Genomic DNA, 15,075 nt, shown 5'->3' with positions numbered 1-15,075 from the left:
TTCATTCAACGATGACTTTAAATGTGTATGTCCCCAGCGAGATCAGGTACAGTCCTTTCGGCAGATGTGCAGTTCCGTAACTGGTTGCCGAAAAGTCTTTTTTGTCGTCTACCACGACTCCGGCCACAGTGCGGACAATCAAACGTCTTTTTGCCGGAGGGATGTCAAAATTCAATATGCCATTTACCGGATTCGGATAGGCGATAAGCCTAATTCCAGATTCATTTTTCAGATTGATGCTTTTCGAAAGCGTATAGCTCTGGTCGGAATTCAGCTGTTTCAACCGATAGTATGCATTCAGAAGAGGCTGTTTATCAACAAATTGATAGTCTGTCCTGGCCGAAGCAGTACCTTTGCCTGCAACGAAACCGATTTTTTCAAACTTCACCCCATTTACGCTTCTTTCAACATCAAACCCTTCATTGTTAACTTCCTCCGCCGTGCTCCAAAGCAGTACATTCCCCTCCGATGATGCCTTTCCCGAAAAACTGATCAGGTTTACAGGCAGTGGAGTCTGGTTTGCCAGCAGGATGGCCGTCGTGGACAATGCGGGGACGGTGATGGTCAGCGAATTTGCATTCACCGATGCAGTGCCTTCCTGCAAGGCATTTTGGGTGTGCGACACAAACGTTTCGGTCGCCGGCAAAGAAGCCAGTTGCAAGGTTCTGTAATTTCCGTCGCCAACGGTGAAGTTGCTCAGATTGATGGTAACCGTGCGGGGTGCATTCATATCACGGTTCGCAAGCATTACTGTCAGCGAGTCGGCGCTTTCTGTGACCGAGGAATAAGCGGAAACCGTATTTTCGAGAGAAGAAGTACTGGCTACGCTATACTTTTTCGCATTGCGGCTAAACAGGTGCAGCGTTTCCCACATGCCTACAGACCAGTTCCATGGTGCAAACAACTCAACGCCGTGATTGGCAAAGGTGCCCAAATGCGAAGCGTAAATAACGGATTCCAGGCTCGGGTTGCTGCCCGACATGGTTCCCCATTCGCTTACGCCGGTGGTAACACCGTGGTTTGCACCAAAATGCTCCGTCAGCCAGCCATCGATACGCTTGAAAATATACTGCTTTGTGATAGAGGTATCCCATCCGCCATTCATGGTCCTGATACCGTTCGAACCCGGGTAATCGTAGGTTTCATCGTAATAGATCCGGTGCCCCTGCAATGCGGCGGCATCATCGCCATTGTACCAGGGGTAGTTGTGAATATCCAGCACATCTACCAGTTTCACGCCGGTTGCCTTATACTCATCACCAAGGCGTTTAATGAAATATTCCAGCCAGGGATAGTACCTGCCGTCGACCACGATACTTTCATTGGACCATCTGTACCATTGCCATTCGGAGGTGGTTACCGGGCCGCATATTTTCACGTCCGGGTCTATCGCTTTCGCTTTCTTCGCCAGATCAATGAAGCGATCTATAAATGCGGACGCAGATAGCAACGTCGGCATGGCCCAGTCGTGCGTTCCGTTCCAAACATCTACCTCGTTGTCCATACTCCAATAGCGGAACCGGCCTTTGTCGAGCCCCAGGCCATTGGTCCCAAACCAGTGATCCAGGATCGCCACCGAAGAGTCTGCCGGCCAGGGCTTGCTGAACAGATCGATGTTCCCGTCGACCAGCGCCTGACTTCCGCCGGCCGGGTTCACTTGGCCGCCGCCAGCCAGGTTCTGGCCGACGCCCGACCAGTATTGCGCCTGATTATATTCCCATTCATTGAAGTTGTTGCTGTTATTGGATGCCACCCTGCCCAGCAACTGAAAGGCAAACATACCCTGCAAGTTGGAAAAGTTGTTATTGACCTTTTGGGCCAATGCATCCCAGTCGGAAGCGTACACATTATTGTACCAGTCGGGATGGACTGCCAGCTTTGCACGCCAGTTATAGGCAGATGCATTGTTGCCTCCATTCATGCGCGCGAAGCGCAGCCCCGCATCTTTGTAGAATTGATCCGGTTTATCCAGGAAATCATTTTTCCCGTATATGTTTGGGGAGATCAGGCGTTTGTCCTGGGCTGCATTCACTGAAATAGTTACATTCTGGGCAAAAGCCGTCGCCGAAATACTGCACAGCAAAGCCCCGGCCAGGCAGTTTTTTGCCAGGCAAAGTAGTGGGTTTCCCATTTTAAAATTACTTTCGGACGTAGTTATAGATAGCCATTTCTGATTTGACCGGGTCCCGGAAACCAAGCTGCATCCTGTCCTCTTTGAGGCTGATCAAATATGCCTTGGAATACACCTGATCCCTGCCCATATTCAGCGGCACTACGTTTATGAACGAGATAGTCTTTGTCTTGACATCAAAAAAGTAGCTGCCCGAGAACGTCCCGCTTTGGGTGATCCCTTTCTGGTTCACCTTCACCACGGGCTCGGCCGATCCGCCCTTTAAGCCCAGCGTCATGGTTCCGTAATCCTGCGCCGCGCCCATCCAGCTTTCATAATTCGGATCGTACAGCCAGCAATCCCCCCCTGCTTTGCTGCATTGATTATCCCAGCCATAATCCACACCCGAGAAGTACAACGGACCTTTGAATTTGGCTGAAACGCCCTTCGCGTCCAGATCAAGCACCCAGTTTTTTTCCTTACCGGTTCCGCCGGTGAGCAGGGTGAATATGGGATCTTTATAGTATTCCAGAATGGCGGGGTCGAAAATTCGGATGGAATATTCAGTTGTGTCAATTGCTGTTCCATAAGTGATTTTGTTCGCCAGCAAAGGATCGGCTCCCGTAAAACTGCCGGGGACTTTTACGATCACGCTCGAATCGGTGTAGATAACTCCTGTCAAACTGGCGTCCACACCCTGAAATGCTATTTTAGTTGCTTTTTTAAGGTTATATCCAACGATATTGATCGTTTGACCCGGAACAATGGTGTTGACGACCGTATCCTTCGGCGTAGCGGCGTAGTTTCTCACGTGCGAGATCATCGGCGCACCGGTGATGTTGATGGTAAAAGAAGCCGAGCCGCTGCTGTTTACCACAGTGACGATGTTGACCTTATCCCTGGCCACAGAATCGAACGGGATCGAGGGCACTTGCACCACAATGCTGCCGTCAGTCAACAGGGTATGGTTGATCGTCGCCGGAATACTCCCGAAATAGACCTGCGAAACATCTCCCAGGTTCTGTCCAAGCACGACCACCCATTGCGCGGCCTGCAATGTTTGAACCGCGGTATCAGCCGGAGATGCTGCATAATTGCGTATTTCAGTGATTACAGGTGGGGACAGCTCGTCCTTTTCACAGGCAGACAGCAGCAGCGAAACAGCCGCCATGCAGTAAAACAGCGTCAAACATATTTTCTTATATATAGTCTTTTTCATTTTCTCTGGTTTTTAAAACGAGTAAGGCACCGGAGCTTCCAGCAGTTTGGGATTAGCCGTTACTTCCGGCGAAGGGATCGGAAATTTGAATGTGGTCGTGTTGGCTGGCGTGATGGCGGCTAGCGCATCACCTTTTGTAACTACACCCTTGTCATCGTAGGTAAACAGGATCCGCTCCTGTTCGTTGAGCTTTTTGATGGCCTTGGGTTCGTTGTAATAGGAAAGCCTGACCAGGTCTTCCCAAAAATGCCCTTCGGCCGCCAATTCGACTCTTCGCTCTCTGAACAAGGTTTCTGCGTCAAGGGATGTTACCGGGGCAAGGCCTGCTCTTGTGCGCACTTTATTGAAATAAAGCAGCGCGTCGGCATTGGTCGTCGAGGGATTGTTGCCCATCACGGCTTCCGCGTAAATCAGGTACACCTCCGCGAGCCTCAGCAATGCATTATGCTCGGTAGACGAGGTCAACGACATCGTCGGGGCACTGTTATCTACCCTTGTGCCGATGATGTGCTTTTTCAAACCGGTGTTGCCGTTAAATTTGTAACCTCCTCCTGCCGCATTCAGCTCAGGATAGTAATCGCCTTTGAGCATGAAAGTGGCCTTCCGTCTCAGTGAATCGCCTACCTGGTATTGCTTGTACAAATCGTAAGTGGGGGATATCGCAAACCAGCCAGCCTGCCCCGCGGCTGAAATCTCAGCCCCTCCCGGTGAGTAAATTTGCAGCATGTTTCCTTCCAGCCACCCGGCACCCGCAGCCCATTGCAAGGCAAATAAGGATTCCTGGTTATCGTTGAACTGCGTTTTGAAAAGGTCCGCATAGTTGGGCAACAGCGACAAACCGCTTTGCTTGCAGACATTTCCCGCATGCAATTTGGCACTGTCCAGCAGCGCCTGGTTTCGCGGGCCGTTGCCCTTTGCATCCAGTCCTGCCCAGGTCAGGTATACTTTGGCCAGCATGCCTTGTGCCGACCAGGTCGATACCCTTCCGGCATCTTTCGCAGGAAGATGTTCCGCGGCAAAAAGCAGGTCGTTCGCCGCAAACCGGTAAACATCCTCAACCGTATTGCGGTACACCAGTGGAGCATTGATCAGCTTGGTATTGTCTTCTATAATGGGGACATCCCTCCATTGCAGGGCCAAATTATAATAAGCGTATGCACGTAAAAATTTTGCCTCGGCAATCGCCGCATTCCGGTCTTTTTCGGGAATGGAGGCAGGCGCTTTTTCCTGGATGGCTTTGATGGTAACATTGCAATGTGCGATGATCTTGTACATCGATTTCCAGCTCGCAATCATGATTTCGTTGCTTCCGCTGACAGAAAAAGTGTGCAACTGCACCGCATCCCCCCAGTAATTGACGGCCATGTTACCGCTCAAAACTTCGCCGATCGGCAAGTAGCAGGTATAATTCCATTCCGCCCACGGCTTGCCGCCATATAGGGCAGCCGTAGCCAGCCGGAGGTCATTGGTAGTCTGATAAAAGTTATCTGCACTGATTTGCGACAATGGCGGGCGGTCCAGAAAGCTATCGCTACATCCGGCCATGCACGCGCCGGCGAAAAGCATCGCTGCCGCCAGTTTATTCTTTATTTTCATTGCTTAATATTTTAAGATTCACATCATTAAGAAGAATCGGCGCAGAGATGCTATTTGGTCAGCTGCAAACTTGCGCCTACGGTGAACACGCGCGGCTGCGGATAAAAACCGCTGTCATATCCTGCATTCAATGGGTTCCAGGAACCTATTTCCGGGTCCATTCCCTTGTACTTGGTGATCAGGAACGCGTTGGAAACGTTTACATACACCCGCAGCGCGTGAATGTGCGCCTTTTCCAACAGGTTTTCAGGAAGTGTGTAGCCAAGTGAAATGGTCTTGAACCGGATGAACGACCCGTCCTCCACATATTTATCGGAAGCCCGGTTGTTGCCGTTCGTGTTGTCATTTCGGATGCCGGGAATGTCCGTATCCGGGTTAGTCACGTAAACATTGTTGATATCCGTCGCGGGTTTGGTGGGATCGATCAATGCGAGCTTCGCATAGTTGTTCAGCGCTTTGAGGTAGCCGAAGCTGGTTCCCGGATATTCACCGGTCATGCGCATTTGATTGAACACTTTGTTACCGTAGTTACCGGTCAGGAAGATATTCAGGTCAAATTTTTGGTAGGATATCGAATTGTTAAGCCCGAATTGAAACTTGGGGATCGGCGATCCCAGGTAAGTCTGGTCCCGCTCATCGATCACGCCGTCGCCATTGATATCCTTGAACTTAAGGTCGCCATACCAGATACTACCTCCGGCCGAGCCGACGGGCAGGGGAGCTCCGTTCTTGGTGGGTAATGCGTGGGTCTCGAAATCCTCTTTTTTAGCAAAAACGCCGTCCTTTTTGTACCCGTAAAACTCGCCGATCGAGTTCCCGACAATGGTCTGGCTGTACGGCCACCCGACGAGCGAGGCGCCATCCGTATTCAATTTCAACACCTTATTGATATTCCGGGATACGGTCAGATCGGTTTTCCAGGTAAGCGACTTGCCCTGGATATTGGTAGAGCTGATTTTAAAATCAAATCCCTTGTTGCTGATCGTCCCGACGTTTACATACGGAGCGTCCAGTGCCCCTGGCGACCAGCCCACAGCGGTTCCCGAATAAAAGGGCAATGGAATTTGCATTAAAAGACCGTCGGTTTTCCGGTTGTATAAATCGACAGAGAAATTAAGTCGCCAGGATAGTAATGCCGCGTCCAGACCGATATTCGCATATTTTGTTTTCTCCCATTCCACATAAGGGTTACCGATGTTCTCAGTGAGCTGCGAAATGCCCGACAACCCGGTGGCAACAGTCGCTAACGTAGATGTATATGCGAAATCCCTTACGTTCTGATTGTTGGTCAAACCGTAGCCTACCCGGAGCTTCAATTCATTGATATCCTTCAAATTTTTCAAAAAGCCCTCGTTATGTATTTTCCAGGCCAACGCTCCTGAATAGGTGGTAACCCACCGGTTGCCGGCTGCAAATCTGGAAGAGCCGTCGGCACGGACGTTGCCGGTAATCAGGTATTTATCGAACAACCCGAAATTCACCCGACCAAAATAGGATTCCTGCGCATTCTGGGTTTTCGAGCCGGAATTGGTAGCCGAAGTAGGATCACCGCTGTTGATCACCTGCACATTGTTGGACGGGAAATTATTGCGGCCCGCGCCTACGTTTTCGCCTTTGCTCAACTGCGCCTCATGGCCGACCATTACATTCGCATTATGCTGGTCATTGAACGTGTGCGAATAGGTAAGGTAGTTTCTGATGGTGGTATAAACGCTCTGGCTGTAATTGTAGGAAGCGCTGTTGCTGTTGTTCTTCACAAGCCCCATGGTGTAGCTTGGGTTGAATTTGTCTTCTGTCGCCATTGAGAAACTTCCTGTAACCTCGTTTCGAAGCGTAAGCGATTTGCTGAAAGCGATCTCCGCATAGGCATTGCCAAACAGCTGGTTCCGGTTTACCTGGTCCTTGTTGATGCTGGCGATGGCGTATGGGTTAATGGTGCTATTCACCCAACCGTTAGGGTTATACGCACCGCCCCAACTGCCGTCGGCATTGGTGACGGGAATGTCGGGCGTTTGGCTGAGTGCCGAATTGATGACGTTCGAACTGGTCGTATTGACGTTCTCCTTAATATTGGCCAATTGCAGACTGGTACCGATCTTCAACCAATTCGTCGTCTTATTGTCCAGGTTCAACCTGACAGATATCCTTCTGAAATCCGACCCCAGGGCGATACCGTCCTGCTTGAAATACGAGCCCGAGAGCAAGTATTGGGTTTTGACATCCCCTCCATTGACGGTAATGGTATGGTTAGTCATCGGCGCGTTCCGGAACAGCTCCTTTTGCCAGTCGGTACCTTTACCCAGGTATTGAGGATTGGCAAATTCGGGCCGGGTATCGAACCCCCAGCCCAAACCGGAATTTCGTTCGTTGATGAAGGTGGCGTACTCCCGTAAATTCATCGTAGGAATGCGTCGGGGCAATTGTTGAAAGCCTGTGTATACATCGTAGGAGATACGCGGAGGCGCCACTGCGCCTCTTTTTGTTGTGATGATCACCACGCCATTGGTCGCTTGTGAGCCATAGATTGCCGTAGCTGACGCGTCTTTCAGCACATCCACCGACTCTATTTCCGAAGGGTTGATCGCGGCCAGCGGGTTGGTACCAGCACCCATAGAAGCGGTAGAGCCTATAATTACGCCATCTATAACATACAACGGGCCTCCGGATCCGAACGAGGATATACCCCTGATCTGCACCGAAACACCTCCCCCGGGCTGGCCGGATGTTTGCTGTACGACCATTCCCGCCACTTTGCCCTGCAGTGCCTGATCGAAAGTAACGGGGTTCGTTTTACGGATTTCAGCGCCTGTGACGGAAGAAATCGAGCCGGTAACATCCTTTCTTTTGGATTCACCGTAGCCGATCACCACCACCTCCGAAAGCGTGGCAATGTCGGGCTGGATAGCAATATCGAAGTAAGTCTTGTTTCCGACGGGAATTTGCTGGGACAAATACCCGATGAAAGAAATTTTAAGGACATCCTCCGGCATTGCCTGGATAGCAAACTTCCCGTCCGGGTCCGTAGAGACCCCGATGGTGGTTCCTTTGAGTAGTATCGTCACGCCGGGCATGGGGCTACGCGATTCATTTTTCACTATCCCCGACACCTGTTGTCGCTGCGCGCGGGCCATTACACACGAAAACAAAACAAGCGCAGTAATACAGAAGCATCTGTAAATTTTTTTCATCATTGATTTGCCTTAAGTACGTTACACAATGCGATTGAGAAACCGATCGCCTTCATCGTACAGCCCGGAGGCAGGCGCGCCACCTACCTACCAGACTAGCACAATTACAGGGATTGTTTGCACCAAAGGTAGATAACCGGCAAGGTATGGATGGGTACGGATTAGTCCGAATGTGGGGGATAAAAAGTCCAGAATAGCATTAAATAGCCAAAAAACAGCAAAAAATCAATTTTGTAACCTATCGACGCTATCACATTCTAGCTCTTGCCAGCCTGCCGTTTGCTTCCTGAGTATTCGGAGGGTAGCACCTGATACAGCTCCCGGAAGTAACGGGCGAAATATTTGGGATTGTTAAAACCAACCTGATAGGCAATTTCAGATACGGACAGCTGGCTTTTCTCCAAAAGCTGAGCCGCGTGCTGCAATCTGATTTCCCGTATAACTTCAAGGGGGGATTTGCCGGTAACAGCCTGAACCCTCTTGAAAAACTGCGAGCGCCCCACTCCCATTTCACGGGCAAGGTCGACCACCGAAAAATCTGGCTCGGAAATATGCCGCTCGATCGCCTGGATCATTTCGTGAATGAATAGCTGGTCAGCAGGCGCTACTTCGATTTCGCTCGCCTTGATCCCGCTACCGGAAGAAAACAACGTTTTGAGTTGCTGCCTTGACGAAATCAGGTTCTGGATCCTGGATTCCAGCACCTGAAAATTGAATGGTTTGGGAATGTAATCGTCTGCTCCGGCCTGAAACCCTTCCAGGAACTGTTCGTCTTCCGATCGCGCTGTAAGCAGAATTACCGGTGTCTGACAGACGCGCGGGTCAGCCTTCACCATTTTGCAAAAGTCGAGCCCGTTCAAACCGGGCATCATAATGTCTGTCACAATCAGTACCGGACGTTGGGCAATGGTTTTATTCCAACCTTCTTCGCCCGTCGAAGCTTCCATCACCGTGTAATGCACTTTCAGGTTGTCTTTGAGATAGAACCTGAAATCTTCGTTATCCTCCACGATCAAAATGAGCGGCTTATCCGTCTGCTTTTGTTCTGCCTGAACGCCCTCCGCCAAAACATCCGATTTAACCGGCTCATTAATTATGCCGTGCACAACGGCGCCGGTCAGTTTTTTTAACGGCAGTTCCACCACAAAGCAACTCCCCTTCCCCGGTTCGCTCTCCACACGGATAGTCCCGCCGTGGATCCGGACAAATTCCCTGGTGATGGCCAGTCCGATACCGCTTCCCTGGTTGATGATCGTGTTGGGCAAATCGCTCTGAAAAAACCGCTCAAAAATCAGCTCGTGCTTTTCAGGGGCTATCCCGATACCGGTATCTTCGACACTGATTTCCGCCACACAGTTTTCACCCGACTCCCGGATATCCACCGTCACGGTTACCTCACCCGGGCCGAGCGTAAACTTAATGGCATTGGAAAGCAGGTTAAACAGGATCTTTTCCAGCTTGTCGTGATCGAACAGGGTTTCCAGCGCAGCGACATTGGAATGAAATGCGAGCTGGATTGCTCTTTTTTCGGAGAGATCGGAAAATGAAAAGACCGTGCTTTTGACAAACTGAACAATATCCCCGCCCGAGGGCTGAAACCGGATTTCATTCACTTCCAGCTTTCTGAAATCCAGCAGCTGATTGACCATATTCAACAGCCGCCGGGCATTTCTCTGGATGAGGTCAAACTGTTTGCGTTCCTGGGCATCGACGGCCTTTTCACTGAGCTTTTCGACCGGGGCCAGGATCAAGGAAAGCGGCGTACGCAGCTCGTGGCTGACGTTGGTGAAGAACTTGGTCTTTAGCATATCCAGCTCTTGTGAACGCCTGGCCTCCTCGCGCGTCTGCATAATGGCAAATTTCATCCTTTCCCTTTCCTGTGTGAGTTTGAGCGCCGCCAGCAGCAGCAGGGCTATCGCTATCGCATACAAAGCATAAGCAATGGGCGACCGCCAGAAAGGAGGAAGTACTTTGATATGGAGTGATATTCCCTCCCGGTTCCAGAGCCCGTCGTTGTTTGATGCAATCACCCGAAAAACATAGTCGCCTGCATCGAGATTAGTAAAGGTAACTTTCCGGTTGTTCGCGTCGGCTGGTAGCCAATCATCATTAAAGCCTTCTAATTTATACTTGTATTGGCTCTTGCCAGCCTGGATGAAGTTAAGCGCAGCGAATTCGATGGAAAATACATTCTCTCCAGCCTGCAATACAATGGAAGGATTGGTCGTGATCGACGAAGATAGTATCTGCCTTCCGCCAACAGCAGCTCCGGGGCGGACGCTACGGTTAAACAGCTGAAAGTCTGTAAATGCCAGTCGGGGCACTACCTTATTTCCACCCAATTCCCTCGGCCGGAATATGTTGAACCCATTGGCCCCGCCAAAAAGCAATTCCCCTCCCCGTGTCCTGAACGCAGCATCCTCGTTGAATTGCCTGCCTTGCAGCCCGTCCATTTCCGAATAGTTACGAAAAGTCAGCTGTAAGCGGCCCTTTCCCTGGGAAATGGTCGCGCATGACAACCCGTTCGGTGTACCCAGCCATAACCTGCCGTCCCCATCCTCGGCCATCGACAAAATCGCGTTATGAGGCAATCCGTTCTTTTCACTGTAATTGACGAACGTGCCCGACTCCGGCAACCATAAACTGAGCCCTCCCCGGGAGCCGATCCATATCCGCCCCCTGGTATCTTGTAATATGCCAAAGATGTCGTTGCTCGCTATGGAGGACGGGTTCCCTTTTTCTGTTTCAAAATGGACCAACGCGCCGGACGTCTTCTTCAACACATCGATCCCTGTTGAAGTCCCAAACCACATATTTCCTTCCGAGTCCTCAAAAATAGTCGGAACATAGGTAGAATAAAGCGCCCGCTGGTCAGGATGCCGGTATTTGGTGAAGTTGTCCGATGGCCGGTTATACAGACAAAGGCCGCCGTCGAGGGTACCGACCCAGAGCCGCCGCTGCGAGTCTTCGAAGATCTCCCATACACTCCTGCCCGGAAGGCTCTGCGGTTTGGCGGGATCGTACTGGTAGCGGGTAAACCGTTGCCCGTCAAAGCAGTTCAGTCCCCCCAAAAAAGTCCCGATCCATAACCTGTTTTTATGGTCCAGGCACAAACTGACCACAACATCGCTGCTCAGCGACCGCGGATTGCCCGGATCGTAACGGTAAGTCGTGAATTTCCCTGTACTCCTGTCGTAGTACATCAGCCCTCCCCCGTTGCTTCCAAGCCAGAGATTGCCTTTGGCATCCTCCACAAATGCGTTGATGTCCTCAAAAGGCAGGCCATAAGGCATTGTATGCCGGTTGACGAGCGGGAATCGTTTGCTGTTCTTATGAAAATAATGCAGCCCGCTTTTATAGGTACCTACCCAAATAACCCCTTCGGTGTCTTTGAGCAATGTGGTGATAGAATTGTGGCTCAATCCATTCTCATTGTCGGATGCATGCCGCATGTTGGTAACCGACCGTGTTTTTTTATTGAGCACATCTATGCCAGTCTGCCCATTGGATATCCAGACATCACCATCGGGATCCGTCACTACGCCTGTGATCATGCTCGAACTCAGCCGTGGGCTTCCGAAGGTTTTTCCCAAATATTGTACTTTCCCCAACTGCTTGTTCCAATAAGCCACACCCATATCAAAATTGGTGGGATACACCCAAATATCCCCGTCACCGTCCAGTACGAGCTTGCAATGCAGCAGATCTTCCTTACGGGCCTTCCGGTCCTGAAAAAAGTTGAGCCTTTTTACTACCCTGACGCCCTGCTTGCCGACGACTATGTTTTCAACCAGCCCGTTCGAATGTGCCACCCAGTAGGTGCCATCGGGGTGTTGTACTATCGAGGTGACGTCGTTGCTGGCAATGGAAGTCGTATCACGGTCGGTATGCCTGATCGAGAAGGCCTTCTTGCTTTTTTCATTATAGCAAGTGAGTCCGTCATTCTGAATGATAAACCAATAATTACCCTTGCTATCCGGTACAATCTCTTTCAGATCGGCCGGCTTACGAATTGAATAGGCCTGAAAACCTTGCAAGGGCCGCGAGAAAGACTCCGTTGCGGGGTCATAAATGCAAGGGCCGCGACTGGTAAGAACCCCCATTTTCCCCGCGGGCATTTTAAATAATCCGGTAATATCGTCGTCAAAGAGTGAGGTAGCGTCCGAGGCATCATTCCGAAACACCCTTATCGTGTAGCCGTCAAACCGGTTGAGGCCAGATTCGGTACCAATCCAGAGAAAACCGGTCTCATCGCGGTATACCACCTTGATATGGGCATGGGAAAGGCCCTGGCGGGCGTCAATATGAACAAACCGACGCTGCTGCCCAAACACTGAAAATGAGGCTTGCATAAGCACAAGCACCATTGCCAACGCGCAACTCTTCAATAGACTTAGTCGTTTCACTACCAATCTTCAAAATCAACAACCCTTGCTACTAGATTTAATGTCCGATAACCATTTCCGGTTCGTACTCAAAAGTAGCTTTCTGACCGACAAAAATTGCACGAAACTGATGTTATTTAATTGGCAGCCGGCGCATGCCCTGCTCAATCAATCCCGATTTGCTTCCTTTCGGTTTCTGAAAGTTGGGCTCTCCGATTGGCTGAAACGGTAAGTAAGACCCAGTCGGAACCGGGCGGCGTTGAAGTTACTGACGCGATCGATGCGGTAGTTTTCTGTGACTGTCAGCGTTCTTTGTTTGTTAGTATTTAAAATGTTGGTTCCGTCCAGTACTAATGTAGCCTTGCCTTTAAACAGGGTTCTGCTAAGTCCTGACGCCAAATAGCAATAGGCCCCCGTTTTGCTTTGCGCATTGTTATCAGGTCCCTGCGCATCCAGCCGGCATTGAAACATAAGCGCCCAGGGTAATTTCAGGCGCATGTTGAGCCTTCCGTTCCACGACTGGTTTGAAAAACTAAAATCAGCATCCCGGTATTTGCCGCGCTGGTGAAACAAATACCCGGTCCACTGCGCATGGATCGACAGCCACGACAGCGGATTATAAGCCGCCGAAAGTTCAACGCCGCAGCGCTTTTCGCCAGACAGATTAAAGGGCATGGTGATCATCACGTTCCTATCATTCTGGAAGGTGTATTGCAGCATCGGAGCCGTTGTAAATTGGGCGAAAATAGTCGGGCTCCATGTAAGTTTGTCCCACTGTTTTGTCAAAGCCAGCTCCATTACATGCGTAAACGAAGGGTTTAGCCCCGGGTTACCGACAAACTGCGCATTAAGATCGGTGACCTCGTTGAACGGATATAAGTACCACAGCGACGGCCTGCCGATACGCCTGGAATAATTAGCCTGGATGGTGGCCCTTTCTTGTAGAATATAGCTCAGATTCACAGACGGAAACATACGGCCATAATGCTTTCTGCTGCCGAAATCGCCTTTCCTGTCCTGAATATCGACCTGGGTGTACTCATAACGCAGGCCAAACTGGTAACGGAGCTTTCCCGGGCGGCTTCTGTATTGTGCATAAGCTGCACCGATCTTCTCCTTATAACTGACCTTGTTATCGATGCCGTCCAGCACCGCCCAGGTGTCATCCAGGTATTGCTCGGCTTTATAGTCACTTAGTACCGACCTGGCTTCCGCTTTGAGGCCCACTTCGAACGCCGACTGGTTGGAAAAAGAATAAACAAAGTCGGATTGAATGACCAGATCGCGGCTGCCGCCTGTCGAAGCCGTCCGGATGGCAGGTAATGCAGCGGGCAATGGGAATGTCCTGCTTGTCGACAAAGCCCATGTTTTATCGCTATTCCAAAAGTCGTATTGCACATCGGCCGTTAGTTTTGTTCCCTCTCTGTTAAACGTCCGGGTATAATTGGATTCAAACTGGTTATAACTACGGCTTTCGTGCGAGCTGCCTTTGCGCGTGAGCAGGCTGTCGGCACCGGCAGGCCCGAAAGCGTAATCGAGTGTGGTGCCATCGATGTCTTTGGTCGCATTTCTGAAATATGCCAGCGTAAAGATATTTTTTGAATCGAGCCGGTAGTCTCCCCCGAGGTAAATCAATCTGCCATCGTCGTGGCGGCTCTCATGCTGCACTTTTTCCAGTGAATTGGCGGCATGATCTATTGCCATTTGCCTTGTAGTATAAAACCCGACGTAATCCGAATAGCGGCCGCCTAACGTAGCGAAAACGTTCCAGGGGCCAGCCTTGTAGCTCAGGTTGGCATTCAGATTGTAATCATTTGGCTGCCCCGCCACCATGCGCGCCTGGCCCGCGAATTTCTCCTTGTCATTCTTTTTAAGGATGATGTTGATCGTTCCTGCCGGTCCCAGGGCATCGTACCTGGCCGACGGCGTGGTTATCACTTCAATCTTTTCGATACCACCCGCCGGAATCTGCGCCAGGATGCCAGCCAGCGCAAGACCGGACCGTCGGCCATTGATCAACACGGCCACATGGCTGTTCCCCCGGAGCCTGATCACCCCCGCTGCGTCGACAGCAACGGACGGAATGCCGTTGAGCACATCCGCAGCCGCCCCGCCCTGCGACAGAATGTCTTTACCAATGCGGTAAACCTTCTTGTCCAGCTGTAAATCCACGTCCGGTCTTTCGGCTACGATCTTTACCTCATGCAAAGAAATAGTATCGTCTTTCATCGACCGTATCCGAATGCTGTCCGGAGAACCATTCGGGCGCGCTGCCGGTAGGCCCTGCCCGCGAGCACCGATGACAAGCAGGCTCCACGTGGCAAATACGAAGGTTCGGATATTGGATTTAGAAATGCAAAGCGTCGACATAGCCGTTCTATTTGGTTCAATGCAAATGAACGCTATCGCAGTTACCGGTTCCCGGGTTTTAGCCGAAGTACCTGTCACGTCCTGCATAAAACCCGAATTGGCCCCGTTAACCGAAAGAGGGTAAAAACCGGTTGAAAACTGCTTGAAAATCGCAGTCTGTCGAATGTTAATCACCAAAGGTTTCAAATTGTTAACTTTGATAACAAA

General features: G+C 50.7%; 6 protein-coding genes. All 6 read right to left on the bottom strand.

The window, feature by feature from the left end; genetic code table 11:
* Nucleotide 1 precedes the first annotated feature (1 nt).
* The 6 genes from J7619_RS27870 to J7619_RS27845 all read right to left on the bottom strand — a co-directional run bounded on the left by J7619_RS27870 (nucleotide 2) and on the right by J7619_RS27845 (nucleotide 15,042).
* Entirely contained in the window at nucleotides 2-2,131 is a 2,130-nt protein-coding gene (locus tag J7619_RS27870; RefSeq protein WP_291206977.1) for a glycoside hydrolase family 44 protein, read from the bottom strand.
* 7 nt (nucleotides 2,132-2,138) lie between these two features.
* Nucleotides 2,139-3,329: a hypothetical protein gene (locus tag J7619_RS27865; protein ID WP_291206974.1), complete on the bottom strand. Its 1,191-nt coding sequence runs from the start codon at nucleotides 3,327-3,329 to the stop codon at nucleotides 2,139-2,141.
* A 12-nt stretch (nucleotides 3,330-3,341) separates the two neighbouring features.
* On the bottom strand, nucleotides 3,342-4,925 hold the full coding sequence (locus J7619_RS27860; RefSeq protein WP_291206971.1) for a RagB/SusD family nutrient uptake outer membrane protein: 1,584 nt from the start codon (nucleotides 4,923-4,925) through the stop codon (nucleotides 3,342-3,344).
* Nucleotides 4,926-4,975: 50 nt separating this feature from the next.
* Entirely contained in the window at nucleotides 4,976-8,116 is a 3,141-nt protein-coding gene (locus tag J7619_RS27855; RefSeq protein WP_291206968.1) for a TonB-dependent receptor, read from the bottom strand.
* Between the two features lie 254 nt (nucleotides 8,117-8,370).
* Nucleotides 8,371-12,465: a two-component regulator propeller domain-containing protein gene (locus J7619_RS27850; protein WP_291206966.1), complete on the bottom strand. Its 4,095-nt coding sequence runs from the start codon at nucleotides 12,463-12,465 to the stop codon at nucleotides 8,371-8,373.
* A gap of 201 nt (nucleotides 12,466-12,666) precedes the next feature.
* Nucleotides 12,667-15,042 (bottom strand): TonB-dependent receptor domain-containing protein, encoded by a 2,376-nt coding sequence (locus tag J7619_RS27845; RefSeq protein WP_291206963.1) that lies wholly within the window; start codon nucleotides 15,040-15,042, stop codon nucleotides 12,667-12,669.
* Nucleotides 15,043-15,075 lie beyond the last annotated feature (33 nt).

The organism is Dyadobacter sp. (assembly GCF_017744695.1).
Taxonomy (GTDB): Bacteria; Bacteroidota; Bacteroidia; order Cytophagales; family Spirosomataceae; genus Dyadobacter.
Note: the sequence above shows the minus strand (reverse complement) of the source record. Positions and strands in the feature narration are given on the sequence as shown.

What these genes read in the sequence shown, in the direction of transcription:
- J7619_RS27870 (WP_291206977.1), bottom strand. Translation starts at nt 2,131, where the DNA reads ATGGGAAACCCACTACTTTGCCTGGCAAAAAACTGCCTGGCCGGGGCT.
- J7619_RS27865 (WP_291206974.1), bottom strand. Translation starts at nt 3,329, where the DNA reads ATGAAAAAGACTATATATAAGAAAATATGTTTGACGCTGTTTTACTGC.
- J7619_RS27860 (WP_291206971.1), bottom strand. Translation starts at nt 4,925, where the DNA reads ATGAAAATAAAGAATAAACTGGCGGCAGCGATGCTTTTCGCCGGCGCG.
- J7619_RS27855 (WP_291206968.1), bottom strand. Translation starts at nt 8,116, where the DNA reads ATGATGAAAAAAATTTACAGATGCTTCTGTATTACTGCGCTTGTTTTG.
- J7619_RS27850 (WP_291206966.1), bottom strand. Translation starts at nt 12,465, where the DNA reads ATGCAAGCCTCATTTTCAGTGTTTGGGCAGCAGCGTCGGTTTGTTCAT.